Source organism: Bradyrhizobium sp. ISRA436 (assembly GCF_029910015.1).
Taxonomy (GTDB): Bacteria; Pseudomonadota; Alphaproteobacteria; order Rhizobiales; family Xanthobacteraceae; genus Bradyrhizobium.
In genome coordinates this window covers 3,132,393-3,156,188 of sequence record NZ_CP094519.1, presented here as the reverse complement: position 1 = coordinate 3,156,188, position 23,796 = coordinate 3,132,393, and the positions used below count along the sequence as shown (strand labels likewise).

Here is a 23,796-nt window from a genome sequence, read left to right as displayed (position 1 = left end):
AGGGGCTAGCCTGCTGCGCTGGATTGGGGTTGCAGGTTGGCGCGGCGGTCGACGCGGGCCACGCGGGAGAGCAGATAGTCGACTTCCGCCCTCGCCTGCGGCGTGATGACCGCACCCGGCTTGCGCTGGGCGCTGGAGGAGATGATACCGCGCTTCTGCAGCACATATTTGCGCACCGTGAGGCCGACGCCCGGCTGCTGCTCGTAGCGGATCAGCGGCAGATGCGCGTCGAACAGGTCGTGCGCGGCATCGCGCTTGCCGGCCTTGGAGAGCTTGACGACATCGATCAGAAGCTCCGGGAAAGCGTAGCCGGTCATCGCGCCGTCGGCGCCGCGCTCCATCTCGAAATCGAGGAACAGGCCGCCATTGCCGACCAGGATGGACAGCGGCCGCAGCGAGCCGTCCTTCTGGAAGTTGCGCAGCGTCGAGATCTTCTCCAGGCCCGGCCAATCCTCGTGCTTGAGCATCACGCAGGACGGGCTGTCCATCACGATCTTGCGGATCACGGCGGGCGTGAACACGACGGTCAGCGTCAGCGGATAGTCCTGCAGCACCCAGGGAATGTCCGGGCCGATCGCGTCCTGCGCCTGCTTGAAATAGGTGATGATCTGGTCGTCGGTGCGCAGGCTCGGCGGCGGCGCGATCATGACGCCGGCAGCGCCCGCGTCCATCGAGGCCTGCGCCAGCGACCGCATCGAGGCGAAGCCTGGCGCGGAGACGCCGACGATCACCTGCAGCTTCTTCGCGCGCTTGACGAAGCGCAGCGCGACCTGCTGGGCCTCGGCGGCGTCGAGCTTCGGCGCCTCGCCCAGGATGCCGAGCACCGTGACGCCGTCGCAGCCGACCTCGGTGTAGAAGTCGGTCAACCGGTCGATCGAGGTCTCGTCGATGCGGCCGTCGTCATGGAACGGGGTCGGCGCGATCGCAAAGGTTCCTGCGGCCTGGGCGGTGAGCTTGGTCATGGGTGGGTCTATCCTCTCGTCCGTCATTCCGGGGTGATGCGTTAGCATCGAACCCGGAATCTCGAAGTTCCACAATGCGCAATTGCGCATTGGGGTTCGTCCTTCGGACGCCCCGGAACGACAGGTAGCATCAGAACCGCCGCGCGCCCATCTTGATCTGCTCCTCGGAGAAGAAGATCTCCTTGGCGTGGGTGACGATGTCCTCGGCCTTCCAGCCGGTAAATGGCGGCTTCCAGCCCTCCATTTCCATCATCCGCATCTCGCGGACGCCGCGCGGGCCCGAGACGCCGAGCACCTTGCCGGTCTGGTCGCCCGACAAGTCGCTGACCATGTACAGCACCGCCGGCGCGATGCCGTCCGGACCGAGCGCCGCACCGGGGTTCTCCTTGTAGCGGGGCAAGTCTGCGGTCATACGGGTCAGGGCGCCCGGCGCCAGCGTCCAGATCCGGATGTTGTACTTGCGGCCCTCGATCGCCAGCACGTTGGAGAGGCCCCAGATGCCGCCCTTGGCCGCGCCGTAATTGGTCTGGCCGAAATTGCCGATCAGGCCCGAGGTGGACGACGTGTTGACGATGACGCCGCCGCCATTGTCGCGCATCCATTTGAACACCGGCTGGGTGCAGCAGAAGGTGCCCTTCAGATGCACCTTCATCACCTTGTCCCAGTTCGCTTCCTTCGCCTTGTGGAAGGTCTCGTCGAGCAGGATGCCGGCATTGTTGACCAGGATGTCGGCGCGGCCGAAATTCTTGATGGCGTCGTCGAACACCGACTGGCCGCCGGCCATGGTTGAAATGTCGGCGCCGTTGGCGACCGCGCGGCCGCCCTCGGCCTTGATCGCGTCAACCACCTTTTGCGCCATCGACTTGTCGGAGCCCGAGCCGTCGCGCGGGCCCCCGAGATCGTTGACCACCACCGCCGCGCCCTCGCGCGCGAACAGCTTTGCGTAGGCTTCACCAAGTCCGCCGCCGGCGCCCGTGATCAGCGCCACCTTGCCGTCGAGTAATCCCATCGTTTCTTCTCCCTCAAATTGCCGTCATTCCGGGGCGCGCGCAGCGCGAACTATGGTGCGCAATTGCGCACCTGAGAATCCCGAGATTCCGGGTCTGGTCCTTCGGACCATCCCGGAATGACGGAGTGCTAAGCCAGCACCGTCTTGCCGTTCCTGATCACGGTGACGCCGCGCGACTTCACCTTGGCCTCGAACGAGACCACGTTGCCGTCCTTCCACAGCTCCATGGTGACGGTCTCGCCGGGGAATACCGGCGAGGAGAACCGCGCCACGTGCTGCTTGAAGGCGGACGGATCGTAGTCGGCATAGGTCTGCAGCACGCCCCGGCAGGTGATGCCGTAGGTGCACATGCCGTGCAGGATCGGCCGCGGGAAGCCGGCCTTCTTGGCGAATTCGGGATCGGAGTGCAGCGGATTGCGGTCGCCGCACAGACGATAGATCAACGCCTGGTCCGGCCGCGTCGTGATGTCGACGACCTTGTCGGGCGCACGCTCCGGCACCTTGTGCGGCTCGGGCTGGCCGTCCGACGGCCCGCCAAAGCCCCCGTCGCCGCGGGCGAAACGCGACGCGACCAGCGTGGCAAGCTTCTCGCCCTTCTCGTCCTTCAGCACGGTCTGGTGGCGGATCACCGCGCCCTTGTCCTTGCCCTTGTCGAACACGTCGAGGACGGTCGAGTCGGCGATGATGTGGGCCGCTGTCGCGAACGGCTTGTGGAAGGTGATATCGCGCTCGCCGTCGACCACCATCACGCGGTTGAGGTTCATCTCGCCGGGCCCGGCGCCCCATGCGGCCACCGATGCGAAGGTCGGCACCACCTTGAGCGGACGCGGCGTCAGCGTGCCCTCGTTGACGAAGGCGAGCTCCTGCTCGTCCATCGGATCGGCCCCTAAGCCGATGCCGTAGGCATAGAGCATCACGTCGCGGTCAGTGTAGCTGTATTTCTGGCCCAGATTTTTCAGGGCCATCAGCTGTTCGTACACGATCGGCATAGTTGCTTTCTCCCCGAACTTCTTTCCGACGGTGCTCGTTGAAGCGCCCTCTCCCCTTGCGGGAGAGGGCCACACCGGCGCAAGTCACAAACTCGCTTGGGAGAGGGGTTGCTTCCACAGAGAGAGTGTATCCGCTGAAAGAACCCCTCTTCCGGCAGCCTGCGGCTGCCACCTTCCCCCGCAAGGGGGGAAGGTACTTCTTAGGCCGGCGTGAAGAACGGCAGCGGCGCACCGTCGGTCGGCTTCCACACCACCTTCACCTTCTGGCCGATCTTCACTTTCTCCAGATCGCAATCGACGATGTTGGTCTGCAGCGACGGCCCTTCCTTCAGCGTCACATAGGCGATCGCATAGGGACCGGTCGGCGACTTCCGCATCAGGCTGTAGGTGTAGACCGTCGCCTCACCGCTCGCCTCTTCCCACACCGTCTTGTCGGAGAAGCAGAACGGGCAGATCGCACGCGGGAAGTAATGCGCTTCGCCGCAAGTGTTGCAGCGCTTGATCATGAACTTGCCCGCCTTTGCCGCCTCCCAGAACGGCGCGGTCTCCGGGTTAGTCACCGGGGCATTATACTTCTTGGCTTCAGACATCACGCACGCTCCAGAATGCAGGTTGAGGCGGCGTGGCGAACGCCGAGCAGACCGCCGGTGCCGTGGGCAATCGCTAGGTCGCAGTTCTTCACCTGCACCTTCGGATGCGCTTCGCCACGCAGCTGACGGACAGCCTCGAGGATCTTGGTCATGCCGCCGCGGTTGACGGGGTGGTTGCTGCAGAGGCCGCCGCCATCGGTGTTGAACGGCAGCTTGCCGACGCCCGAGATCAGATTGCCGTCGGCGACGAACTTGCCGCCTTCGCCCTTCTTGCAGAAGCCGAGATCTTCGAGCTGCATCAGCACCGTGATGGTGAAGCTGTCGTAGATCGAGGCGTATTTGATGTCCTTCGGCGTCACGCCCGCCTCTTCGAAGGCGCGCGGGCCCGACCACACGCCGGCGGAGTACGTCAGATCGAGATCCTTGCCGCCGCGCGGACCCTTCATCGCCTCGCCATGGCCGATCAGCCGCACCAGCGGCTTCTTCAGGCTCTTGGCGATCTCGGGCGTGGTGACGATCATCGCGCCGCCGCCGTCGGTGACGACGCAGCAATCCATCCGGTGCAGCGGGTCGGAGATCATCGGCGAGTTCAAGACGTCCTCGACCGTCACGACCTCCTTCAGCATCGCATGCGGGTTGTATTGCGCATGATGCGAGGCCGCGACCTTGATCCAGGCGAGTTGCTCGGAGGTAGTGCCGTAGTCGTGCATGTGGCGCATGGCACACATGCCGTACGCATTGTGCGTGGTAGCCCCATAGGCGGACTCAAAATCGAGCTCGGCGCCGGCGGCGCGCGGCGGCATCGGGCCGGTGCGCGGCTTGCCCGCCAGCGTGACCAGCGCGACCGAGCACTTGCCGGCGGCGATCGCCTCGGCGGCGTGGCCGAGATGGATCAGATAGGAACAGCCACCGGTCTCGGTGGAATCGACATGGCGAAGCTTTTTCGTATTGAGGCCGAGGTAGTCGACCATGGGCCACAGGCCGCCCGGCGCATCGCCGGCAAGAAAATAGCCGTCGATATCGTCCTTTGTGAGCCCCGCGTCCTCGAGCGCGCCCTTGGCGACCTCGGCGTGAAGCTGTGCAGTTGATTTGTCGGGTGCGTGCCGGGTGGGATGTTCGTAGATCCCGGCAATGTAGGCTTTGCCCTTGATGGTCAAATCGTTCTCCGCTGGCGTTTCTTAACCGTCAGCGGTTTTCTGAACTGCCCGCGCGACCTTGGCAAGCGCGGAAATATTCCGTCAGGCGAGACTACATCCACGAGCTCACAAACCGTAGGGTGGATTGGCCGAAGACGTAACCCACCACCGCAAGCAGCGATGAATGAATGGTGGGTTACGCTGAGCTAACCCACCCTACGCAAGGTGCTCTACTCCGCCGCCATCTGCCGCGGCGCCGACGGCGGGTTGGCGAGGTCGGCGGCGAGTTGCGCGTAGCGAACCTTTGCCTCCGCGATCGCCTTCTCCTTCACCGGGCCGTAGCCTCGGATGCGATCGGGCAGCGACAGCAGTTCAACCGCGATGTCGTGATTGAGCGGCGATAGCAGGCTGAGCACGGTTGCGACATCCTTCTCGTAGCCCGTGATCAGATCGCGCTCCAGCTTGCGGTCGGCGTTGTAGCCGAAGATGTCGAGCGGCGTGCCGCGCAGGAAGCGGAATTTCGCCAGCACCTTGAAAACGGACATCATCCAGGCGCCGAACGCACGCTTCTTCGGCCGGCCTTGCGCATCAAGACCACCGCCGAGGATCGGCGGCGCGAGATTGAAGCTGAACTTGAACTCGCCTTCGAACTGGTCGCGCAGCTGCTTCTCGAAATGGCCGTCGGTGAACAGACGGGCGACTTCGTACTCGTCCTTGTACGCAAGCAGCTTGGCGTAGTTGATTGCGACCGCGCGCGGCAGCGCCTCGCCAAAGCCGCCCTTGGTCGCGGCCTCACGGACCTGGTCGACCAGCTTGCGGTAACGCTTCGCCAGGCGCGAGCTCTGGTAGTCGGTCAACAGCGTCATGCGGTGGGTGACGATCTCATCGAGCGACATCGCGTCCAGTGTCTTCGGCGGAACGACGTCGTCCTGATCCTTCAGCATCGCGGCCAGACGCGCCGGATCGGCGGCGGCGAGCCGCCCCAGTTCGAACGCCTGCGTGTTCATCTTGATCGAGACGCCGTTGACCTCGATCGCCTTCTCGATCGCCGCGGCCGACAGCGGCAGCAAGCCGCGCTGATAGGCGAAGCCCAGCATCATGATGTTGGTGGCGATGCTGTCGCCGAGCAGCGCCTCGGCCGGCTTGGTGAAGTCGAAGAAGGTGGAGTCCTTGCGCAGCTCGGTCTCCAGCACGCTGTTGACCTTGCGGGTCTGGAAATTGAAGTCGCGGTTCAAGATGAAATCCGCGGTCGGGATCACGTGGCTATTGATGATGCCGACGGTACGGCTCGCATCGCACAGCGTGATGGTGTCCTTCGAGGCCGCCACCACTTCGTCAGCGGCCAGCACGAGATCGGCCTTACCGGTCACGATGCGCGAGCAGGTCACGTCAGCAGTGTGCTCGGAGAGCCGGACGTGGCTCAGCACCGCCCCGCCCTTCTGCGCGAGGCCGGACATGTCGAGGATCATGCTGGCCTTGCCCTCGATGTGAGCGGCCATGCCGAGCAGCGCGCCGATCGTCAGCACGCCGGTGCCGCCGACGCCGCCGACCGCGATGTTGTACGGCCGGTCCAGTGCGGGCTTCGACGCCGGTTCAGGCAGATCGCCGATCGTACCGAGATCGGGCGGCGCGCGCCGCCTGAGCTTGCCGCCGTCGACCGTGACGAAGGACGGGCAAAAGCCCTTCACGCAGGAGTAATCCTTGTTGCAGGTCGACTGGTTGATGGTGCGCTTGCGCCCAAGCTCGGTCTCCAGCGGCTCGACCGAGATGCAGTTCGACTGCACCGAACAATCGCCGCAGCCTTCGCAGACCGCCGGATTGATCAGCACGCGGCGCGGCGGATCCTCCATCAGGCCGCGCTTGCGGCGGCGGCGCTTCTCGGCCGCGCAGGTCTGCACGAACACGATCGCCGACGTGCCCTTGTACTCGCGGCACATCTTCATGACGTTTTCGAGCTCGTCGCGATGGTACAGCTTGACGCCGGGCGCGATCGTATCGGCCGGATAGGCATCGGGATTTTCCGAGACCAGATAGATCTCGCGGATGCCTTCGGCGTGGAGCTGGAAGGTGATCTGCTGCGGCGACAGATCGCCGTCGTGGCGCTGGCCGCCGGTCATCGCGACGGCATCGTTGTAGAGGATCTTATAGGTGATGTTGGCCTTGGAGGCGATCGCCTGGCGGATCGCAAGAATGCCTGAATGAAAATAGGTACCGTCGCCGAGATTGGCGAAGATATGGTTTTCGTTGGTGAACGGCGCGATGCCGACCCACGGCACGCCCTCGCCGCCCATATGGGTGAAGGTCTCGGTGGAGCGGTTCATCCAAAGCGCCATGAAATGGCAGCCGATGCCGGCGAGCGCGCGGCTGCCTTCCGGCACCTTGGTCGAGGTGTTGTGCGGGCAGCCCGAGCAGAAGTACGGCACGCGGGTGACCGGGGATGTCGCCTGCATCTGCGTCGACTGGCGGCCGTTGAACCAGTCGGCCTTGGCGCGCAGCATCTCGGCGATTTCAGGATTGAGATTAAGTCGAAGAAGTCGCTCAGTGAGCGAGCTCGCCAATGAGGCGACGCTTAGCTCGGCGGCGAAGGTGAGGAAGCGCTTGTCGTGATCGTCCATCTTGCCGACGATGCGCGGGCGGACGTCGTCGCGCCAGTTGAACAGCTCCTGCTTGACCTGGTTCTCGACGATCTCGCGACGTTCCTCGACGATGAAGATCTCTTCGAGGCCGACCGCGAAGTTACGCACGCCTTCCGGCTCCAGCGGCCAGGGCATGCCGATCTTGTAAAGGCGGATGCCGATCTTGGCGGCGATGTCAGGCGTGATGCCGAGCTCGCGCAGCGCCTGGCGAATGTCCTCGTAGCTCTTGCCCGAGGCCATGATGCCGTAGCGCGCGTTCGGCGAATCCATGGTGACGCGGTTGACCTTGTTGGCGCGGGCAAAGGCGATCGCGGCAAAGCCCTTGTAGTCCTGCAGCCGACGGTCCTGCTCGAAACGGTCGTCCGGCCAGCGGATGTTCAAGCCGCCCGGCGGCAGCTCGAAATCGGTCGGAATCACGAACGGCGTCATCTCGTCGGTGAGGTCGATCTCAGCCGTGGTCTCGACCGTCTCGGTGATCACCTTCATGCCGACCCAGCAGCCGGAGTAACGCGACATCGCGATACCCAGCAGGCCCATCTCGATCATCTCATGGATGCTGGAGGGGTAGAGGTAGGGCATCAGCGCGGAGATGAAGGCGTGGTCGGACTGATGCGGGACGGTGGAGGACTTTGCGCCGTGGTCGTCGCCGGCAAGGCAGAGCACCCCGCCATGCTTGGCCGAGCCGGCGGCATTGCCGTGTCGGAACACGTCGCCACAGCGATCGACGCCGGGGCCCTTGCCGTACCAGATGCCGATGGCTCCGTCATACTTGGCACCCGGCGAAAGCCCGAGCTGCTGCGAGCCCCAGATTGCGGTGGCAGCTAAGTCCTCGTTCACGCCAGGCTGGAACTTGATGTTGTATTGCTCGAGGTGCTTGCGGGCGGCGAACAGCTGCTGGTCGTAGCCGCCGAGGGGAGACCCGCGATAGCCGGAAATGAAACCTGCCGTGTTGAGGCCGGCGGCGCGATCGCGCCTGATCTGCGCCATGGGCAGGCGGACCAGCGCCTGGATGCCTGTCAGGAAGACGTGGCCAGTGTCTTGGGTGTATTTCTGGTCGAGACTGATAGGCCCTTGGTTGATTCCCATTTAGCCCTCTTTTCGTTGGTCGCGACGACCGGTTTTTAGCTAGTCATCCGAGCTGGTTAGAACCAGTCTATGTCGGATTTTTCGCAGCGCGCAGCACAATTCTGAGCAAGGAAGCCCGGCATTCAAAAATCGCAATTTCGTGCCGGGAATATCCGAGCGCCGTTTCGGTTTCTGTCGCAAGGCGGGCCTGCGGCGAAATGGCGTAACGCGGCTTGTGGACCGGACGGTGCAAGGATGGGGCGGCGACGTCGAGCGACGGGTGCGATTCTGGTGGCCGTGCTGTTGTGCGGTGCATTCGCGGCGCGCGAATGTGCGGCCGAGCCATCCGACGACATGGCTGCCCGCGGCAAGGCGCTGACGATCGCCGGCGATTGCGCGAGCTGCCATACCGCCGACCCGGCAAAGCCCTTTGCCGGCGGCAAGCGGATCGACACGCCCTTCGGCGCCGTGTTCTCGCCGAACCTGACGCCCGACCGCGATACCGGCATCGGAGCCTGGAGCGACGACGACTTCCTGCGTGCGCTGCGCACCGGCGTCGCACCGGACGGCACGCATTATTACCCCGCCTTCCCCTACCCCTATTTCACTAGGCTGATCCGCGACGACATCCTCGCGATCCGCGCCTATCTCGCGACGCTTCCGTCTGTCGCCAACAAGGCGCCGCCGCCTGAGCTGCGCTGGCCGCTCAACTACCGCGTGTTGATGCGGCCCTGGGATTACCTGTTCTTCACGTCTGGCATCATCCAGCCGGACCAGGGCAAGAGCGCTGAATGGAATCGCGGGCGCTATCTCGTCGAGGGCCTCGCCCATTGCGGCGCCTGCCACACGCCGAAGAACGTCTTCGGCGCCGACCGGCGCGACCACGCGTTCGGCGGCAGCATGGTCCAGGGCATGTTCGCGCCAAGGCTCGATGGGGCCGATCGCAGCGGGCTGAAGTCCTGGAGCGTCGACGACATCGTCGAATATCTGCAGAGCGGCCGCAACGGGCGCAGCCATGCCGGCCAGCCGATGTCGGAGGTGGTCGTCAACTCGACTTCGAAGATGAGCGACGCCGATGTGCACGCGATCGCGGTCTACCTGAAGAGCCTGCCTGCCGGCGCGCCGGAGCCCGAGGTCCCCCCGCCCTCGCCGGCGCAAATGAGCGACGGCGAGCAGATCTACCGCGGCGCCTGCGTCTCCTGCCACGAACTCGATGGTTCGGGCTCACCGCGGATCTACCCGCCGCTGCCCGGCAACGCCAATCTGCAATCGGCAAATCCTGCGAGCACGCTGCGCATCATCCTAGATGGCGCGCAGACCGTGACCACGCCGCGAGCGCCGAACGCCGGCTCGATGCCATCCTATCCGAAGCTGACGGACCAGCAGATCGCGGATGTCTCGACCTACATCCGCAATTCCTGGGGTAATGCGGCGCCAGCCGTGACGGCGGACGAGGTCGCGAAGGCGCGGCAGGTGAAGTAGCGTTCACCGCTCCTCGCCATTGAACACGAATTTCGGCATCTCCCATTTGTAGCGGATCGCCAGCAGGCGCAGCGTGAGGCCAAGCGCGAATGTCAGCAGGGTCCAGAGCTGGTCGTTCAGCTCCAGGCCGAACGCGGTCGCGTAGAACAGGCCGGTGACGACAGAGACGCTGGCGTAGAGCTCGCTGCGAAACAACAGCGGCACCTCGTTGCAGAGGATGTCGCGCAGCACGCCGCCGGCACAGCCCGTGATCATGCCCGAGACGATCACGATCGGCAGCGAGGCGTCGACCTGCCACGCCACGTCGCAACCGGCCATTGTGAAGACCACGAGCCCGATCGCATCGAGCACGAGGAATGCGAGGTTGAGCCGGTGCACCAGCCGCGCCAGCAGGATGGTGACGAGCGCCGCAACCGCCGCGATCCCAAAATAGATCGGATGCGCGACCCAGAGCAGCGGGTAATGGCCGAGCAGCACGTCACGGATGGTGCCGCCGCCAAGCGCGGTGATCGCGCCGAGCATGCAAACGCCGGCCCAATCCATGCTGCGCTTGCCGGCGGCGAGCGCCGCCGTCATCGACTGCGCCGCGACCGCGATGAACGAGAGCACATGCAGCACCGAATCGGTGGGCGGCAAGGTCCACATCGGGAAGAAACCTCATGAAACAGGCGTCAGGAACCGGGAATCGGCGGTTCCGTCATGAACAGGTTGCAACATTGACGCGGAACATCCTCAAGCGCCAGCCATTGTCCCGTGCGTTGAGTTTTTGGGGTGCTAACGGAGGAACAATTAATGACCTACGATCCCAACGATCCGCGTCGCGCCAACCCGACCGATGAGGAACTCCACCGCCAGGCGCGCTTCAACAGTTTGGATAACGAGCTGCAGCCGGATCCGGAACTCGGAGAAGGTCCGGTCAGCGGCACCAAGATCGCGATGTTCGCAGTCGCGGTCGCGGTGGTGCTGGGCGCGCTGTTCTATGGACTGAACAACACATCGGTGAACCAGGCAGGCACGACGCCGCCCGCGCAGACCGCGCAACAGAACCAGGCCAACCCGGCCGCGGCGCCTCCGGGCATGCGTGACGTGACGCCGAAGCCGAACAGCCAGCCCGGCATGACCACAGGTGCGGCGCCGGCGCAGCCTGCAGCCCCGCCGTCTGGCGCCAATCCGTCTGACATGAACAAGTCCGACACGAGCAAGCCCGCTGCGCCGCCGGCCGGTAATGCGAAATAACGACTGAGGCGTCGAACGAACTCCCGGCAGCGGGCCCCATCGGTCCGCTGCCTTTTTACACCTGATTACTTGAACATCTTGTTCAGCTCGCCGCCGGGATAGCCGTTGGCGAACTCAGTGAAGGTGCCCTTCTCGGCCATCTCCTTTGCTGCCTTCATCACGCCGGCCCAGGCCATCCGCGCCAGCGAGCCTCCGACGCTGACCCGGCGCACACCGAGATCGCCGGCTTCCTGCAACGACAGGCCCGGCGCGCCGATCAGGAGATTGACCGGCTTCGGCGCCACCGCCTTCACGACGGCCGCAATCTCGTCCTTGGTCTTGATGCCCGGCGCATAGAGAACGTCGGCCCCGGCGGCCGAATAGGCCTGCAAGCGCTCGATCACCAGCTTGAGGTCCGGCTGGCCCCACAGGAACGCCTCGCAGCGCCCGGTGAGCAGGACGCCGCTGTTGTCGGCATCGATCGCCTTGCGCGCCGCCTTGATGCGCTCCACCGCGAGCTCAAAGTCGAACAACGGCTTGGTTGCGTCTCCCGTGGAGTCCTCGATCGACAGCCCGGCGACGCCGGTCTTCACGCCACGCGCGACGTTGACCGCGACCTTGTCGGGCTCGACGGCAAAGCCGCCCTCATAGTCCGCATTGACGGGAATATCGACAGCCGCGCACACCGCGGTCAGATGGTTGCAGACGTCATCGACGGTGACGCGGTTGTCGGCCTTGCCGATGGTCCAGGCAAAGCCGGCACTGGTCGAGGCCAGCGCCTTGAAGCCGAGATGCTGCAATGCCTTGGCGCTGCCGACATCGAACGGATTCGGAATGATGAAGCATCCGCTCTCATGCAGCTTCTTGAAGGCGGCGCGTTTGTCAGCAGTTGTCAGCATGGTATTCTCCCTGAGCCTGGTTGGCCGCGCAGAGATAGGCACGCGCGCTTCTGCGTGCCAGAGCTTCGGTTCTGGTTGAGCGAATATCGAAGCTCTCGATGTGTTGTAGTGCATCGTCTTCGCAAACCGCACGCACCTCGCCTGACGGCGCTCTAGCGTGCCTCGTGGACCGCGCGGCTGTCCTTCGGCGCCTGCTCGCGCTCGTTCATGCCGTAGTCCCTGATCACGCTGGCGACGCGCAGGCGATAATTCTCGAAGATGCGGGCGCGGCCCTTGGCCTGGGTCCGGCGATGCTCGACCGTGTTGCGCCAAGCCTTGACCGCGGCCTCGTCGCGGAAGAACGACAGCGACACGAACTTGCCCTTCTCGGTGATGCTCTCGAACCGCTCCACCGAGATGAAGCCGTCGATCTCCTGCAGGATCGGCTTAAGTTCGGCGGCCAGGTCGAAATATTGCTGCCGGTGCTCGGGCTTCGGCCAGACTTCAAAGATCACGGCGATCATGGGTGGCTCCGCTGTTATTGTGATGGGCGCACTATAGCGCGACCTTCCGCAGAAAGGTCCGCTCCTCCGCCAGGATGAACCTGTTTTCTTCCGCGAAGTTGAAGTTCGCCACCCCCTCCTTGTCGGTGCGCAGCCGCGCCCGATAGGCCTCATAGGCGGCGAGATTCTCGAACGAGATCAGCGCGAATGCGATGTTGTTGGTGCCCTCGTGCGGCATCCAGTAGCCGATCAGATCGCCACCGCAGCGCGGGATGATCGAGAGCCAGTTCCGCGAATACTCCTCGAACATCGCCCGCTTGAACGGATCGAGCTGGTAGCGGATGAAGACGGTGACGGTCATGTGATGGCCTCCTGATGTTCCCGATCATTGCGAGGACACTAGCCGCTTGCCCGACGTCGATGCTTCGGCTAACATCGAACTATGAAGGCAGGACCCGACATCTCGAGGATCGCCGCCCTCGTCGGCGATCCCGCGCGCTGCAACATGCTCACCGCGCTGATGACCGGCCGCGCGTTGACCGCGAGCGAGCTTGCGCAGGAGGCCGGCATCACGCCGCAGACGGCGAGTTCGCATCTGGCGAAGCTCGAGGCCGGCGGGCTGATCGAGCCGGAAAAGCAGGGCCGTCACCGCTACTACCGCCTCACCGACCCTGACGTCGCCGATGTGCTTGAAGGCCTGCAGGGCATCGCGGCCCGCGCCGGCCACATGCGCGTGCGCACCGGGCCGAAGGATCCGGCGCTGCGCCGCGCGCGCATCTGCTACGACCATCTCGCGGGCGATCTCGGCGTGCAGATGCTCGACAGCATGAAGCGGCAGAAGCTGATCCGTCAGACCAAGCAGGCGATCGAACTCACCAGCGAGGGCAAGCGCTTCATGGCCGAGGAGCTGCAGATCGACGCCGACGCGCTGACGCATCCGCGCCGTCCCGTGTGCAAGGCCTGCCTCGACTGGAGCGAGCGGCGGCATCATCTCGCGGGCACCCTGGGCGCAGCCATGATGGACCGTTTCACCGAACTGAAATGGGCCGCGCGCGATGCCACGCCGGGCAGCCGCGTGGTCAATTTTTCGCGAAACGGCGAAAAGCGATTTGCAGCGCTGTTCGGGGCGGGCGAATAACGGCGCGCGTTCGATCCAGCGCCAGGCTGGCCTGCACGAACGCGTGACATCGCTTTCCGGAGCCTTTAATGAACCGTCGTTCCTTCGCTGCGGCGCTGTTCGGCGCCCTGCTCGCTTTGCCCCTTGCGCACGCCTCCGCCGCCGAGCGCGAACCCTATGGCATCGGGCTCGAAGGCTTCCCCTATCCCTACCCCGTCCACATGCTGCCGCTGGTCAATGACGGCGAGCAGCTGCGGATGGCCTATATGGACGTCGCACCCGCGCAGCCGAACGGACGCGCCGTGGTGCTGCTGCACGGCCGCAACTTCCCCTCGAGCTACTGGGCGCCCGTCATCAAGACGCTGACCGATGCCGGCTATCGCGTCGTGGTGCCGGACCAGGTCGGCTTCGGCAAATCGTCGAAGCCGCAGGGCGATCTGCATTTCGACAATCTCGCGCGCAACACGATTGCGCTGCTCAGTCATCTGCAGATCCCGAAGGCCGACGTCGTCGCGCATTCGATGGGTGGCATGGTGGCGGTGCGCATCGCCCGCGCCTATCCCGATCGCGTCAATCATCTGGTGCTGACCGCGCCGATCGGACTGGAAGACTACCGCCTCTATCTGCCGCCGACGCCGACCGAGAAGCTTCTCGAGCACGAGGACAAGCTGACCGCGGACGGCTATCGCAAGCGGCTCGAGACCAATTATGCGCTGAAGCTGCCGCCGGACCAGGTGACGCCATTCATCGACGCGCGCTTCAACATCAAGGGCAGCGCCGAATATCCGCGCTGGCTGCACGCCTTTGTCGCCTCCGCCCAGATGATCTATCGCGAGCCCGTCGTGCACGAGATCCCGCTTGTTTCGCAGCCGACGCTGTTCATCATGGGCGCCGACGATCACAACGCACCGGGCCGGCCGAACGCACCGGAAGCGCTGCGGCCGAAGATGGGACACAACGCCGATCTCGCCAAGGAGCTGGCGGCGAAGATGCAAAACGCGCGCGCCGAGGTTATTCCGAACACCGGACATCTGGTGTTCCTCGAAGCGCCCGCGAAGTATGACGAATTGTTGCTGGGTTTCCTTGCGGCGCACTGACGCAGCCTCAAGCTGCAATGTTCATGTCGCATTCAGCCCGAGACGTTATGGTCGGCGACAGTGGGCATGGCTTCTGCAATGATCCGGCCGGGCGAATCGGGAGTGAATGCTTGTTGCGGTGCCGCAGCGCGGCCCACATGGAAGGAGAAGACATGAAATACCTTTTTGCAGCAGCAATTTTGGTCACGACCGCGTTCGCCGGAATGAGCGCCGCTGAAGCCGCAGGCGGTTGCGGCCCGGGCTGGCATCGCGGTCCCTATGGCGGCTGCGTCAGGAACCGCGGCCCCGTCGTGGTCGCTCCGGGCCCAGTCGTTGTTCGGCCGCCAGTTGTGGTGGCGCCGCGCGGGCGCATTTGCCCACGGGGCTTCGCCTGGCGCTACGGCCGCTGCCGCCCGATCTGACCGCGGCACGATACGATCAACAAGACCCCGCCTCGTGCGGGGTTTTTCTTTTGCGATGCTTGTCTTTCGACCGCAGCATCACGTCACACAACCATCATGTCGCCATCGCCTCTTCGGCGAGCAGCAACAGATCGCGCGTGCGCGTCACGTCCGGCCAGTCGCGATTGAAATCGGCGACCAGCCGCTTCATGTGATCGCTGTTGACCGCGCGCTCGAGCGCCGCCTGGTCGGCGAACTGATACGTCGCCTGATGCAGCGACGGATCGCTCAGGCTCCAGCATCGCCACGCGCGCTGCGCGCCGAACGATTTCATCGCGTCAGGCAGATGCTCGCGCGAGTACCACGCATCGAAGGCTGGTCGCCTGGCGGCATCGGTGACGGTGGCGCGGACGACGAAATAGGCAGCAGGCATTGGGCTCCTCCGCAATTTGTTCTCGTAGGGCGGGTTGTGCGAAGCCGTGACCCGCCGCGTAACGTTCCTAATATGGCGGGTTACGCTGACGCTGACCCGTCATGTCCGATCTGACCGTTCCGTGCGCGGCGCAACAGGATTAGCATCCTTGCTTCCCGCCAGACGGGACCCAGGAAAATCTCAGGGAGGCCGCCATGAAGCAAGGACACCCGGTCAAGGATGCCAGCCATCTCTACGAAGTCGAGCGCCGCGCCCAGCACGCCGCTCGTCCCGGCTTTCGCATCACTGAGTTGCAACTCTCGCCGACGCAGAAGGTGCCGTGGCACAGCCACAGCAATATCTCCGACACGTTCTACATTCTGGAAGGCCAGATGCGGCTGTTCCTGCAGGAGCCCAAGGAGGAAGTGAATTTGAAGCCCGGCGAGGTCTATGCCGTCAGGCCGACCCGCCCTCACCTCGTGACCAATGCCGGCACCACGTCGCTCACCTTCCTGATCCTGCAAGGCGTCGGCGAATACGATTACGTGCCGCTGGCGACGAGCTAGGTTCGCGCGCTGCATCCCCATCGTCATTGCGAGGAGCGACCGCGACGACTTGTCCGCCGAAGCCTCGGCGAAGGCGGAAGCAATCCATCGCTTCGCCCCGCCGTCATACCCCGCGCATGCGGGGTATCCAGTACGCTGCGGCCTCTCGGATCAATCACTGCTGCCTCTGGAATACTGGATCGCCCGCTTTCGCGGGCGATGACAGTCGTTGAGATATGACTTCGCGTTCTCGCGACATGATTTGTCCGAGCTTTGCTTCTTCGTTTCGCCCTTTTCGATCAGAGGGCGCAGGGAAAGCCGGGCGCCGATCGCACCCATGGGTCCCGTGCAAATGGAAAGCACGGGAGGTAGGACCACAGGTGTAACCGGAACAATCCCGGCTTTCCCTGCGCGATGGCTTTACGGCTTATACGTGCTCGCCCCGGCGAGACTGGGCTTGGTTGTCACCGTCTTCGCAAAGATGCGTTCCGCATCTTGCGAGGAGACACCTGCCACTAGGGCGTCAGGCCTGCACGATTTCGCCGTCCGCCTCATGCGCACTCGTCAGTCGCGCACTCCGCGGCCACCGCATCCCACACCGCGTTCGTGACGATCGCGATCCGCCCCTCATCGGGTGAGACGCGCGGAGTCCTAATGCTGAGTTGCCCGACGACGGAAGCGGAATTTTGCCCGTCGGGTTGATTTGTCGCAGGCGATCCCGCGCTTCGCCCATCGACACGCCCCTGGTCAATCCGTCCAGCGCGGCACCATGGCCGTCATACTTTGTTCAAAGACCGGATGGACAATCCAACCAAAAGAAGAAGGCGGGCTGGGTCGACTTGCGTGGATCAAGCAACCAGAGGAGACAACCATGGCAACACAGGTAAAGCCGGTTCCCGAGGGATTCCACACCGTCACGCCCTACCTCGTCGTCGATGGCGCGGACAAAATCATCAGCTTCATGAAAGAGGCGTTCGGAGCCCAACCGGTATTCGAGCCGATGATGCGCCCCGATGGCAAGATCATGCATGCGGAGTTCAAGATAGGAAACTCCATCGTGATGATTGCAGACTCCTCGGAGCGTGCACAGGCTACGTCCACCATGCTGTATCTCTACGTGCCCAACGTCGATGCGGTCTATCAGATGGCGCTCAAGGCCGGCGCCACGTCGTTGATGGAACCCGCGGACCAGTTCTATGGGGACCGCAGCGGCGGCGTGAAGGACCCGGCCGGCAACCACTGGCACATCGGCACGCACATCGAGGACGTTCCTCCGGCCGAACTCAAGAAGCGCGCAGCAAACTTCATGAAGCAGCAACACAAGGCGGCCTAGGCGAAGGCGTGGGCGGTCGCAGGGGTGGATATTATCAGCCGCGTAGCCCGCATGAGCGGAGCGATATGCGGGTGAGTGGTGCTGCGCTGATCGAGCGCCCCCCGGATGTCGCTGCGCTCATCCGGGCTACGCTTCCGCGCAAGTCCGCACATCACATCAGCTTCAGCGGCGCATCGTGAACCACGCGCAGATCGATGCCGCCGATCAGGCGCGCACGGCGTGCCTCGGCTGAGCTGATCGCGCCTTCCGTCTGTCGCAACGTGCTGACATTCGATCCAAGCGACACGATGCCGCCGAGCACCAGCGCAATCGATCCGAGTGCGGCGGCCGGGCTGTCGCCAAGCAGCCCCAGTAGCGCGACGACCAGCAACACGAACCCGCCCGCGATCGCCACTTTCGAACCCAAAATGATCCGCCGGCATCGTTCGGCGATCTCGGCAAGATCCTCGATCCGCTCTTCGAGCTCTGAAATCTCGTCGGTCGGTTCGTCTTCGGTGGTCATGTTCAAGCTCGTAGGGCGGCTTAGGCGAAGCCGTAAGCCGCCGCAGTTCGCTTGGAGCGAAGGTTGGTGGGTTACGCTTCGCTAACCCACCACGACAGCTCACAACGGCAAATTGTCGTGCTTCTTCGCCGGAATCTCCACCTTCTTGTCCTTCAGCATCGATAGCGCGCGGGCGATCCGGCGGCGGGTCGAATGCGGCATGATCACGTCGTCGATGTAGCCGCGCTCGGCGGCGATGAAGGGGGACAGGAATCGGTCTTCGTATTCCTTGGTTCGCGCCGCGATCTTGTCGGGGTCGCCGATATCGGAGCGGAAGATGATCTCCACCGCGCCCTTGGCGCCCATCACCGCGATCTGGGCGGTCGGCCAGGCGTAGTTCATGTCGGCGCCTATTTCCTTGGACGCCATGACGTCGAACGCGCCGCCATAGGCCTTGCGGGTGATGATGGTGACCAGCGGCACCGTGCACTGCGAATAGGCGAACAAGAGCTTCGCGCCGTGCTTGATCAGGCCGCCATATTCTTGGCTCGTGCCCGGCAGGAAGCCCGGCACGTCCACGAAGGTGACGATCGGGATGTTGAAGGCATCGCAGAACCGCACGAAGCGCGCGGCCTTGCGCGATGCGTCGCTGTCGAGCACGCCGGCCAGCACCATCGGCTGGTTGGCGACGAAGCCGACGGTGCGCCCCGCGATGCGGCCGAAGCCGGTGACGATGTTCTTGGCGAAGGCCTCCGAGATCTCGAAGAAATCGCCCTCGTCGACGACCTTCAGGATCAGCTCCTTCATGTCGTAGGGCTTGTTCGGATTGTCGGGGATCAGCGTGTCGAGCGACTCGTCGATGCGCTCGATGGAGTCGAAGCTCGGCCATTCCGGCACGCCGTCGGAGTTGTTCGACGGCAGGAAGTCGATCAGCCGGCGCATCTGCAACAGCGCATCGACATCGTTCTCGAACGCGCCGTCGGCGATCGAGGAGCGCGTGGCGTGCACCGAGGCACCGCCGAGCTCCTCCGCGGTCACCACTTCGTTGGTGACGGTCTTCACCACGTCCGGGCCGGTGACGAACATGTAGCTTGTGTTCTTCACCATGAAGATGAAGTCGGTCATCGCTGGCGAATAGACGTCGCCGCCGGCGCACGGCCCCATGATGACCGAGATCTGCGGGATCACGCCCGAGGCGACGACGTTGCGGCGGAACACATAGGAATAGCCCGCGAGCGCGGCGACGCCCTCCTGGATGCGCGCGCCGCCGGCGTCATAGAGGCCGATGATCGGCGCTCTCGCCTTCATCGCCATGTCCTGCAGCTTGGTGATCTTCAGCGCATGGGTTTCGGACAGCGAGCCGCCGAACACGGTGAAGTCCTTGGCGAAGACGAAGGTCTTGCGCCCGTTGACCGTGCCCCAGCCGGTGACGACGCCATCGCCGGGGATCTTGGTCTTCTCCATGCCGAACTCGATCGAGCGGTGCTCGACGAACATGTCGAATTCCTCGAACGAGCCCTTGTCCAGCAAAAGCTCGATACGCTCGCGCGCGGTCAGCTTGCCGCGGGCGTGCTGCGCCTCGATGCGCTTCTCACCGCCGCCAAGCTTGGCGCCGGCGCGCCGTTCTTCGAGGGTATCGAGGATATCTTTCATCTGCTTCCGCCCGTATTAGCTACTGGACCACCGTTTGCGGGATGGTGCCGACGTATTGTCTTGATGCGAACCGGTTCCCACTTCGCCCGGAGACGCTTTAGCACGGCATTTTCCTAACCGGAAACCACCTTGTGGGCGGCCTGGGGCGCAAAAACGGTAGGATTTTCCGATATCTGGGGAGATGGCGATGACCGAACCAACCGCGGCCGAGACCGGCGCACCGACCGGCGGGGTCCGCACCCTGCTCCGGCTGGAGGGCCTGGTGCTGTTCCTGGGCATGACCGTGCTCTATGCGCAATGGGAGGGGTCGTGGCTGGTCTACATGCTGCTCTTCCTGGTGCCGGACTTGAGCTTCGCCGCCTACCTCGCCGGCCCCCGCGTCGGCGCCATCGTCTACAACGCCGCCCATGCCTATCTGGCGCCGGTGGCGCTGATGACGCTCGGCTTCGCCAGCGCCGAGCCGCTGGTGCTCTCGATTGCGATGATCTGGCTCGCCCATATCGGGATCGACCGTGCGCTCGGCTACGGGCTGAAATATTCCAGGGGCTTCGGCTTCACCCATCTCGGACGGATCGGGAAGGACAAATTGACAGGCTGATGGACGCTTGGTGTAGTCGCGCCAAGAGCGACGCGAACCGCAGACTCTCCGGGGGCATCCGATGCTGACAGACTGGCGCCTGGCCGCGACCGCCATCCTCTTTTGCTGAGCTGTCCTGTTCACCTGCATCGAGACCAGCGCGCAGCAGATCCCGAAGGAGATCGCCGCGCGCACCGAGATCTACGGCATCCCCTCTCTGACAATCTCCGACCAGCAATTCCTGACAGGCGACAGCAACGGCAAGCAGGTCACGGTCGGCGGCGAATTGCGGATCGCGCAAGGCGCCGGCCGGCTGCCGGTGGTGGTGCTGATGCACGGCTCGAGCGGCGTCGGCAGCGGGATGGACGCCTGGGTGCGCCAGTTCAACGGCATGGGAATCTCGACCTTCGTGATCGACGGCTTCTCCGGCCGCGGCCTGACTGCGACCGGGCCGAACCAGGCACTGCTCGGCCGGCTCAATCTGATCGTCGACATCTACCGTTCGCTGGAGATCCTGGCGAAGCATCCGCGGGTCGATCCCGACAGAATCGCGCTGATGGGATTTTCGCGCGGCGGACAGGCGGCGCTCTATGCGAGCCTCGACCGCTTCAACAAGCTATGGAACAAGTCCGGCGTGCAGTTCGCCGCCTATATCCCGTTCTATCCGGATTGCTCGACGAGCTACGCAACCGACACCGAGGTCGCGGCGCGTCCGATCCGGATCTTCCACGGCACGCCCGACGATTACAATCCGGTGGCGAGCTGCAAGGCCTATGTCGCGCGCCTGAAGGAGGCCAAGCGCGACGTGGTACTGACCGAGTATCCGGATTCCGCGCACGGCTTCGATTCCGGCCTGATCGGCAACAACACGGTGGTGGAAGCAACCACCTCGCAGACCGTGCGCCACTGCACCATCAAGGAAGGCAAAGGCGGCCTGCTGATGAACGCAGCGACCCAGGCGCCGTTCAGCTACAAGGATTCCTGTGTCGAGCTCGGCCCGCATGTCGGCGGCAATCCGACCACCGCGATCGAGGCGCGCAACGCGGTGAGCGATTTCCTGCGGACGCTGTTCGGGCTGGGGTAGCCGCGAGAGCGAATTGGTAGCCACAAAAGGCGGTGAGCTCCCTCTCCCGCTTGCGGGGGAGGGTTGGGGTGGGGGAATCTCCACGACGAAGGTTCTTGGTAATGGAAAGAGCCCCCACCCGCATCTTCGATGCAATGCGACCTAAGAGCGAGCTTCGCTCGTCTCGACCCCGCAAGCGGGAGAGGTAAGCAAGTCACGCGAACCGGCGCGCGAAGACGACGCAGGCGACGACGAGCGCGGTGGCCGCGATCATCGTCCACGGCACCTGCTCGTGCAGCAGCAAGCCGGCCAGCGCGAGGCCGAAGAACGGCTGCAGCAACTGCAACTGGCCGACGCTGCCGATGCCGCCGAGCGCGAGCCCGCGATACCAGAACACGAAGCCGACCAGCATGCTGAAGACCGAGACATAGGCGAGCCCGAGCCAGGCAGGGACGCCGATGCCCTGCCAGCTCGCCGGCAGCGTGGCGATCGTCAGCACGAGCACCGGCGGCACTGAGAGCACCAGCGCCCACGAGATCACCTGCCAGCCGCCGAGCCGGCGCGACAGCGTTGCGCCTTCGGCGTAACCGAGACCGCAGACGATGATGGCGGCGACCATCAGCAGATCGCCGGTCAGCGAGGCCGCTCCGCCGTTCGAGATCGCAAACGCCGCGACCGTGGCGCTGCCGAGAGAGGAAAACAGCCAGAATAGCGGCTTCGGCCGCTCGCCGCCGCGCAGCACGCCGAAGATCGCAGTCGACAGCGGCAACAGGCCGATGAAGACGATCGAATGCGCCGAGGTGATGTGCTGAAGCGCGAGCGCCGTCAGCAGCGGAAAGCCGAGCACGACGCCGAGCGCGGTGATCGCGAGCGACACCAGATCCTCACGCTTCGGCCACGGCTGCCGCAACACGGCCAGCAGCGCAGCTCCCAGCACCGCCGCGATGAGGGCGCGCGCCGCGGTCAGGAACAGTGGCGAAAATCCGGCGACAGCGACGCGCGTCGCCGGTAGCGAGCCGCTGAAGATGACCACGCCCAGAAGGCCGCTGCCCCAGCCGTCGAGCGATGCCCTGCTGATCGCCTCGCCCGACGCCACTCTCGAATCGGTCATCACACCTCGCTTTCCGAGCGAGGGTAGCCGCCGCGGACTGGCCAAGGCAGCTACAGATCAGTACAATACTGCCGAACTGTATGGGTGAAGGTAGGCATACACTTGCAGCGGCCCTCCGACCACAGCAAGGCGACGCGGACCGCAGACGTGATGAACGCGATCCGTGCGAGGGTGGCGAGCCGGGCGCTGGTCGCCGACGACCGGCTGCCGTCGATCAGGAGCTTCGCGGCGAGCATGGGCGTGTCGCCTTCCACTGTGGTCGAAGCCTATGACCGGCTGGTGGCCGAGGGCCTGATCCGGGCCAGGCCCGGCTCCGGCTTCTACGTCTCGGCCACCGCGCTGCCGCCGCTGGCGCTGGCCAAGGACCAGCCGCAGCGCGACCGCGCCGTCGATCCGTTCTGGGTGTCGCGGCAGTCGCTTGATAGCGATGGCGCCACGCTGAAGCCGGGCTGCGGCTGGCTGCCGGCCGACTGGATGCCGACCGAGGCGCTGCGCCGCGCCTTGCGCGGCCTGGCGCGGGCCGAAGACGCCGCGCTCTCGGACTATGGCGCCACGCGCGGCTCGCTCACGCTGCGCCGGATCCTGATGGCGCGCTTCGCCGACGAGGGACTGGAGCTGCCGCCCGAGCAATTGCTGCTGACCGCCTCCGGCACGCAGGCGATCGATTTGATCTGCCGCTTCCTGCTGCGCCCGGGCGACACCGTGCTGGTCGACGATCCCTGCTACTTCAATTTCCGTGCCCTGCTCCGCGCGCATCAGGTGAAAATCGTCAGCGTGCCCTACACCGCCGCAGGCCCCGATGTCGCGCGCTTCGAGACGGTTCTGGAGGCCGAGCGGCCGCGCCTCTATGTCACCAATTCGGCGCTGCATAATCCGACCGGCGCGACGCTGTCGCCGCAGACCGCGCACCGGCTGTTGAACGCCGCCGCGACATACGACCTGACGATCGTAGAGGACGACATCTTCGCCGATTTCGAGCCCGAACCCTCGGCGCGGCTGGCTGCGCTGGACGGGCTCAACCGCGTGATCCGGATCGGCAGCTTCTCCAAGACGCTGTCGGCCTCGGTGCGCTGCGGCTACATCGCTGCGCGGCCGGACTGGATCGAGGACCTCGTCGACCTCCAGGTCGCCACCGGGTTCGGCGGCCCGAGCGCGGTGGCAACCGAGATCATCGCGAGCGTGCTCGCCAGCGGCTTCTATCGCAAGCATGTCGAGGAGCTGCGGCGACGCCTGGCGCGCGCCCGCCGCGACGTCGGCGACAGACTGCAGCGCCTCGGCATTGTGCCATGGCTGATGCCGCGCGGCGGCTTCTATCTCTGGTGTCGCCTGCCCGCAGGCTGCGACTCAGCCGACGTGGCGCGCGCGGCGCTGGCCGACAACGTCGTGCTCGCGCCGGGCAATGTATTCAGCGCCTCGCAATCGGCCGCCGGCTTCATGCGCTTCAACGTCGCGCAATGCCGCGACCCGAAGGTGATGGCGGCGCTGCAGCGGGTGATCCGGCACTAGTGGGCCGACGCAGTTCGCTTCATGGTCGGTCGTGGAACCGGCCGGCTTCATGCATG

General features: G+C 64.7%; 24 protein-coding genes. 10 read left to right on the top strand and 14 right to left on the bottom strand.

The genetic code is table 11. From position 1 onward, the window contains the following. Positions 1 to 5: 5 nt before the first annotated feature. The 6 genes from MTX23_RS14870 to MTX23_RS14845 all read right to left on the bottom strand — a co-directional run bounded on the left by MTX23_RS14870 (position 6) and on the right by MTX23_RS14845 (position 8,408). On the bottom strand, positions 6 to 962 hold the full coding sequence (locus tag MTX23_RS14870; RefSeq protein ID WP_280977407.1) for a dihydrodipicolinate synthase family protein: 957 nt from the start codon (positions 960 to 962) through the stop codon (positions 6 to 8). A 130-nt stretch (positions 963 to 1,092) separates the two neighbouring features. Beyond that, on the bottom strand, positions 1,093 to 1,971 hold the full coding sequence (locus tag MTX23_RS14865) for an SDR family oxidoreductase (protein ID WP_280977406.1): 879 nt from the start codon (positions 1,969 to 1,971) through the stop codon (positions 1,093 to 1,095). Between the two features lie 128 nt (positions 1,972 to 2,099). Beyond that, positions 2,100 to 2,960 carry a MaoC family dehydratase gene (locus tag MTX23_RS14860; protein ID WP_280977405.1) on the bottom strand — a complete coding sequence of 287 codons (861 nt, stop codon included), beginning with the start codon at positions 2,958 to 2,960 and terminating at the stop codon, positions 2,100 to 2,102. Between the two features lie 200 nt (positions 2,961 to 3,160). Then, positions 3,161 to 3,550 carry a Zn-ribbon domain-containing OB-fold protein gene (locus MTX23_RS14855; protein WP_280977404.1) on the bottom strand — a complete coding sequence of 130 codons (390 nt, stop codon included), beginning with the start codon at positions 3,548 to 3,550 and terminating at the stop codon, positions 3,161 to 3,163. Next, positions 3,550 to 4,707 carry a thiolase domain-containing protein gene (locus MTX23_RS14850; RefSeq protein WP_280977403.1) on the bottom strand — a complete coding sequence of 386 codons (1,158 nt, stop codon included), beginning with the start codon at positions 4,705 to 4,707 and terminating at the stop codon, positions 3,550 to 3,552. The genes MTX23_RS14855 and MTX23_RS14850 overlap by 1 nt, the downstream gene beginning before the upstream one ends. A gap of 209 nt (positions 4,708 to 4,916) precedes the next feature. Further along, positions 4,917 to 8,408 carry an indolepyruvate ferredoxin oxidoreductase family protein gene (locus tag MTX23_RS14845; RefSeq protein WP_280977402.1) on the bottom strand — a complete coding sequence of 1,164 codons (3,492 nt, stop codon included), beginning with the start codon at positions 8,406 to 8,408 and terminating at the stop codon, positions 4,917 to 4,919. 234 nt (positions 8,409 to 8,642) lie between these two features. On the opposite strand from MTX23_RS14845, the gene MTX23_RS14840 reads away from it, so the two are divergent. Continuing rightward, the gene (locus tag MTX23_RS14840; RefSeq protein WP_280977401.1) at positions 8,643 to 9,869 is read left to right on the top strand and encodes a cytochrome c; all 1,227 of its coding nucleotides are present in this window, start codon (positions 8,643 to 8,645) and stop codon (positions 9,867 to 9,869) included. A 3-nt stretch (positions 9,870 to 9,872) separates the two neighbouring features. Here MTX23_RS14840 and MTX23_RS14835 read toward each other — a convergent pair whose 3' ends face one another. Next, the gene (locus MTX23_RS14835) at positions 9,873 to 10,514 is read right to left on the bottom strand and encodes a trimeric intracellular cation channel family protein (protein ID WP_280977400.1); all 642 of its coding nucleotides are present in this window, start codon (positions 10,512 to 10,514) and stop codon (positions 9,873 to 9,875) included. A 147-nt stretch (positions 10,515 to 10,661) separates the two neighbouring features. Here MTX23_RS14835 and MTX23_RS14830 point away from each other — a divergent pair, with 147 nt between their 5' ends. Then, the gene (locus tag MTX23_RS14830) at positions 10,662 to 11,105 is read left to right on the top strand and encodes a hypothetical protein (protein WP_280977399.1); all 444 of its coding nucleotides are present in this window, start codon (positions 10,662 to 10,664) and stop codon (positions 11,103 to 11,105) included. 65 nt (positions 11,106 to 11,170) lie between these two features. Here MTX23_RS14830 and MTX23_RS14825 read toward each other — a convergent pair whose 3' ends face one another. From MTX23_RS14825 to MTX23_RS14815, 3 genes are all read right to left on the bottom strand, one after another. Next, entirely contained in the window at positions 11,171 to 11,983 is an 813-nt protein-coding gene (locus tag MTX23_RS14825) for an isocitrate lyase/phosphoenolpyruvate mutase family protein (RefSeq protein ID WP_280977398.1), read from the bottom strand. Between the two features lie 152 nt (positions 11,984 to 12,135). Continuing rightward, positions 12,136 to 12,486, bottom strand: coding sequence for an antibiotic biosynthesis monooxygenase (locus MTX23_RS14820; protein WP_280977397.1), 351 nt, complete (start codon positions 12,484 to 12,486; stop codon positions 12,136 to 12,138). Positions 12,487 to 12,517: 31 nt separating this feature from the next. Beyond that, positions 12,518 to 12,826, bottom strand: a complete 309-nt coding sequence (locus MTX23_RS14815; RefSeq protein ID WP_280977396.1) for an NIPSNAP family protein — start codon at positions 12,824 to 12,826, stop codon at positions 12,518 to 12,520. Between the two features lie 81 nt (positions 12,827 to 12,907). Between MTX23_RS14815 and MTX23_RS14810 the strand changes: the two genes are divergently transcribed. The 3 genes from MTX23_RS14810 (at position 12,908) to MTX23_RS14800 (ending at position 15,080) form a co-directional block, all read left to right on the top strand. Continuing rightward, entirely contained in the window at positions 12,908 to 13,603 is a 696-nt protein-coding gene (locus tag MTX23_RS14810) for a metalloregulator ArsR/SmtB family transcription factor (RefSeq protein ID WP_280977395.1), read from the top strand. Positions 13,604 to 13,671: 68 nt separating this feature from the next. Beyond that, positions 13,672 to 14,679, top strand: a complete 1,008-nt coding sequence (locus MTX23_RS14805) for an alpha/beta hydrolase (RefSeq protein ID WP_280977394.1) — start codon at positions 13,672 to 13,674, stop codon at positions 14,677 to 14,679. 152 nt (positions 14,680 to 14,831) lie between these two features. Further along, on the top strand, positions 14,832 to 15,080 hold the full coding sequence (locus MTX23_RS14800; protein WP_280977393.1) for a hypothetical protein: 249 nt from the start codon (positions 14,832 to 14,834) through the stop codon (positions 15,078 to 15,080). 94 nt (positions 15,081 to 15,174) lie between these two features. Here MTX23_RS14800 and MTX23_RS14795 read toward each other — a convergent pair whose 3' ends face one another. Next, entirely contained in the window at positions 15,175 to 15,492 is a 318-nt protein-coding gene (locus MTX23_RS14795; RefSeq protein WP_280977392.1) for a hypothetical protein, read from the bottom strand. 194 nt (positions 15,493 to 15,686) lie between these two features. Here MTX23_RS14795 and MTX23_RS14790 point away from each other — a divergent pair, with 194 nt between their 5' ends. Both MTX23_RS14790 and MTX23_RS14785 read left to right on the top strand, forming a co-directional pair. Beyond that, positions 15,687 to 16,037 (top strand): cupin domain-containing protein, encoded by a 351-nt coding sequence (locus MTX23_RS14790; RefSeq protein WP_280977391.1) that lies wholly within the window; start codon positions 15,687 to 15,689, stop codon positions 16,035 to 16,037. 748 nt (positions 16,038 to 16,785) lie between these two features. Next, positions 16,786 to 17,349, top strand: a complete 564-nt coding sequence (locus tag MTX23_RS14785) for a VOC family protein (protein ID WP_280977390.1) — start codon at positions 16,786 to 16,788, stop codon at positions 17,347 to 17,349. A 151-nt stretch (positions 17,350 to 17,500) separates the two neighbouring features. Here the strand turns inward: MTX23_RS14785 and MTX23_RS14780 are convergent, their stop codons facing one another. Together MTX23_RS14780 and MTX23_RS14775 are read right to left on the bottom strand one after the other, a co-directional pair. Further along, positions 17,501 to 17,851, bottom strand: a complete 351-nt coding sequence (locus tag MTX23_RS14780; protein ID WP_280977389.1) for a hypothetical protein — start codon at positions 17,849 to 17,851, stop codon at positions 17,501 to 17,503. A gap of 99 nt (positions 17,852 to 17,950) precedes the next feature. Next, positions 17,951 to 19,483, bottom strand: coding sequence for an acyl-CoA carboxylase subunit beta (locus MTX23_RS14775; protein WP_280977388.1), 1,533 nt, complete (start codon positions 19,481 to 19,483; stop codon positions 17,951 to 17,953). A gap of 187 nt (positions 19,484 to 19,670) precedes the next feature. Here MTX23_RS14775 and MTX23_RS14770 point away from each other — a divergent pair, with 187 nt between their 5' ends. Together MTX23_RS14770 and MTX23_RS14765 are read left to right on the top strand one after the other, a co-directional pair. Beyond that, positions 19,671 to 20,081 (top strand): DUF4260 domain-containing protein, encoded by a 411-nt coding sequence (locus tag MTX23_RS14770; protein ID WP_280977387.1) that lies wholly within the window; start codon positions 19,671 to 19,673, stop codon positions 20,079 to 20,081. Positions 20,082 to 20,196: 115 nt separating this feature from the next. Continuing rightward, a complete protein-coding gene (locus MTX23_RS14765) occupies positions 20,197 to 21,144 on the top strand; it encodes a dienelactone hydrolase family protein (protein WP_280978083.1) in 948 nt (315 codons plus the stop codon). A gap of 193 nt (positions 21,145 to 21,337) precedes the next feature. Here MTX23_RS14765 and MTX23_RS14760 read toward each other — a convergent pair whose 3' ends face one another. Further along, positions 21,338 to 22,234, bottom strand: a complete 897-nt coding sequence (locus MTX23_RS14760; RefSeq protein WP_280977386.1) for a DMT family transporter — start codon at positions 22,232 to 22,234, stop codon at positions 21,338 to 21,340. A gap of 150 nt (positions 22,235 to 22,384) precedes the next feature. On the opposite strand from MTX23_RS14760, the gene MTX23_RS14755 reads away from it, so the two are divergent. Continuing rightward, positions 22,385 to 23,740 carry a PLP-dependent aminotransferase family protein gene (locus MTX23_RS14755; protein WP_280978082.1) on the top strand — a complete coding sequence of 452 codons (1,356 nt, stop codon included), beginning with the start codon at positions 22,385 to 22,387 and terminating at the stop codon, positions 23,738 to 23,740. Positions 23,741 to 23,796 lie beyond the last annotated feature (56 nt).

Excerpts from the sequence above, each read along its gene's own strand:
- MTX23_RS14870 (WP_280977407.1), bottom strand. The coding sequence starts at position 962 with ATGACCAAGCTCACCGCCCAGGCCGCAGGAACCTTTGCGATCGCGCCG.
- MTX23_RS14820 (WP_280977397.1), bottom strand. The coding sequence starts at position 12,486 with ATGATCGCCGTGATCTTTGAAGTCTGGCCGAAGCCCGAGCACCGGCAG.
- MTX23_RS14865 (WP_280977406.1), bottom strand. The coding sequence starts at position 1,971 with ATGGGATTACTCGACGGCAAGGTGGCGCTGATCACGGGCGCCGGCGGC.
- MTX23_RS14855 (WP_280977404.1), bottom strand. The coding sequence starts at position 3,550 with ATGTCTGAAGCCAAGAAGTATAATGCCCCGGTGACTAACCCGGAGACC.
- MTX23_RS14840 (WP_280977401.1), top strand. The coding sequence starts at position 8,643 with ATGGGGCGGCGACGTCGAGCGACGGGTGCGATTCTGGTGGCCGTGCTG.
- MTX23_RS14835 (WP_280977400.1), bottom strand. The coding sequence starts at position 10,514 with ATGTGGACCTTGCCGCCCACCGATTCGGTGCTGCATGTGCTCTCGTTC.
- MTX23_RS14770 (WP_280977387.1), top strand. The coding sequence starts at position 19,671 with ATGACCGAACCAACCGCGGCCGAGACCGGCGCACCGACCGGCGGGGTC.
- MTX23_RS14785 (WP_280977390.1), top strand. The coding sequence starts at position 16,786 with ATGGCCGTCATACTTTGTTCAAAGACCGGATGGACAATCCAACCAAAA.
- MTX23_RS14795 (WP_280977392.1), bottom strand. The coding sequence starts at position 15,492 with ATGCCTGCTGCCTATTTCGTCGTCCGCGCCACCGTCACCGATGCCGCC.
- MTX23_RS14860 (WP_280977405.1), bottom strand. The coding sequence starts at position 2,960 with ATGCCGATCGTGTACGAACAGCTGATGGCCCTGAAAAATCTGGGCCAG.
- MTX23_RS14790 (WP_280977391.1), top strand. The coding sequence starts at position 15,687 with ATGAAGCAAGGACACCCGGTCAAGGATGCCAGCCATCTCTACGAAGTC.
- MTX23_RS14805 (WP_280977394.1), top strand. The coding sequence starts at position 13,672 with ATGAACCGTCGTTCCTTCGCTGCGGCGCTGTTCGGCGCCCTGCTCGCT.
- MTX23_RS14780 (WP_280977389.1), bottom strand. The coding sequence starts at position 17,851 with ATGACCACCGAAGACGAACCGACCGACGAGATTTCAGAGCTCGAAGAG.
- MTX23_RS14755 (WP_280978082.1), top strand. The coding sequence starts at position 22,385 with ATGAACGCGATCCGTGCGAGGGTGGCGAGCCGGGCGCTGGTCGCCGAC.
- MTX23_RS14810 (WP_280977395.1), top strand. The coding sequence starts at position 12,908 with ATGAAGGCAGGACCCGACATCTCGAGGATCGCCGCCCTCGTCGGCGAT.
- MTX23_RS14845 (WP_280977402.1), bottom strand. The coding sequence starts at position 8,408 with ATGGGAATCAACCAAGGGCCTATCAGTCTCGACCAGAAATACACCCAA.
- MTX23_RS14815 (WP_280977396.1), bottom strand. The coding sequence starts at position 12,826 with ATGACCGTCACCGTCTTCATCCGCTACCAGCTCGATCCGTTCAAGCGG.
- MTX23_RS14760 (WP_280977386.1), bottom strand. The coding sequence starts at position 22,234 with ATGACCGATTCGAGAGTGGCGTCGGGCGAGGCGATCAGCAGGGCATCG.
- MTX23_RS14775 (WP_280977388.1), bottom strand. The coding sequence starts at position 19,483 with ATGAAAGATATCCTCGATACCCTCGAAGAACGGCGCGCCGGCGCCAAG.
- MTX23_RS14800 (WP_280977393.1), top strand. The coding sequence starts at position 14,832 with ATGAAATACCTTTTTGCAGCAGCAATTTTGGTCACGACCGCGTTCGCC.
- MTX23_RS14825 (WP_280977398.1), bottom strand. The coding sequence starts at position 11,983 with ATGCTGACAACTGCTGACAAACGCGCCGCCTTCAAGAAGCTGCATGAG.
- MTX23_RS14830 (WP_280977399.1), top strand. The coding sequence starts at position 10,662 with ATGACCTACGATCCCAACGATCCGCGTCGCGCCAACCCGACCGATGAG.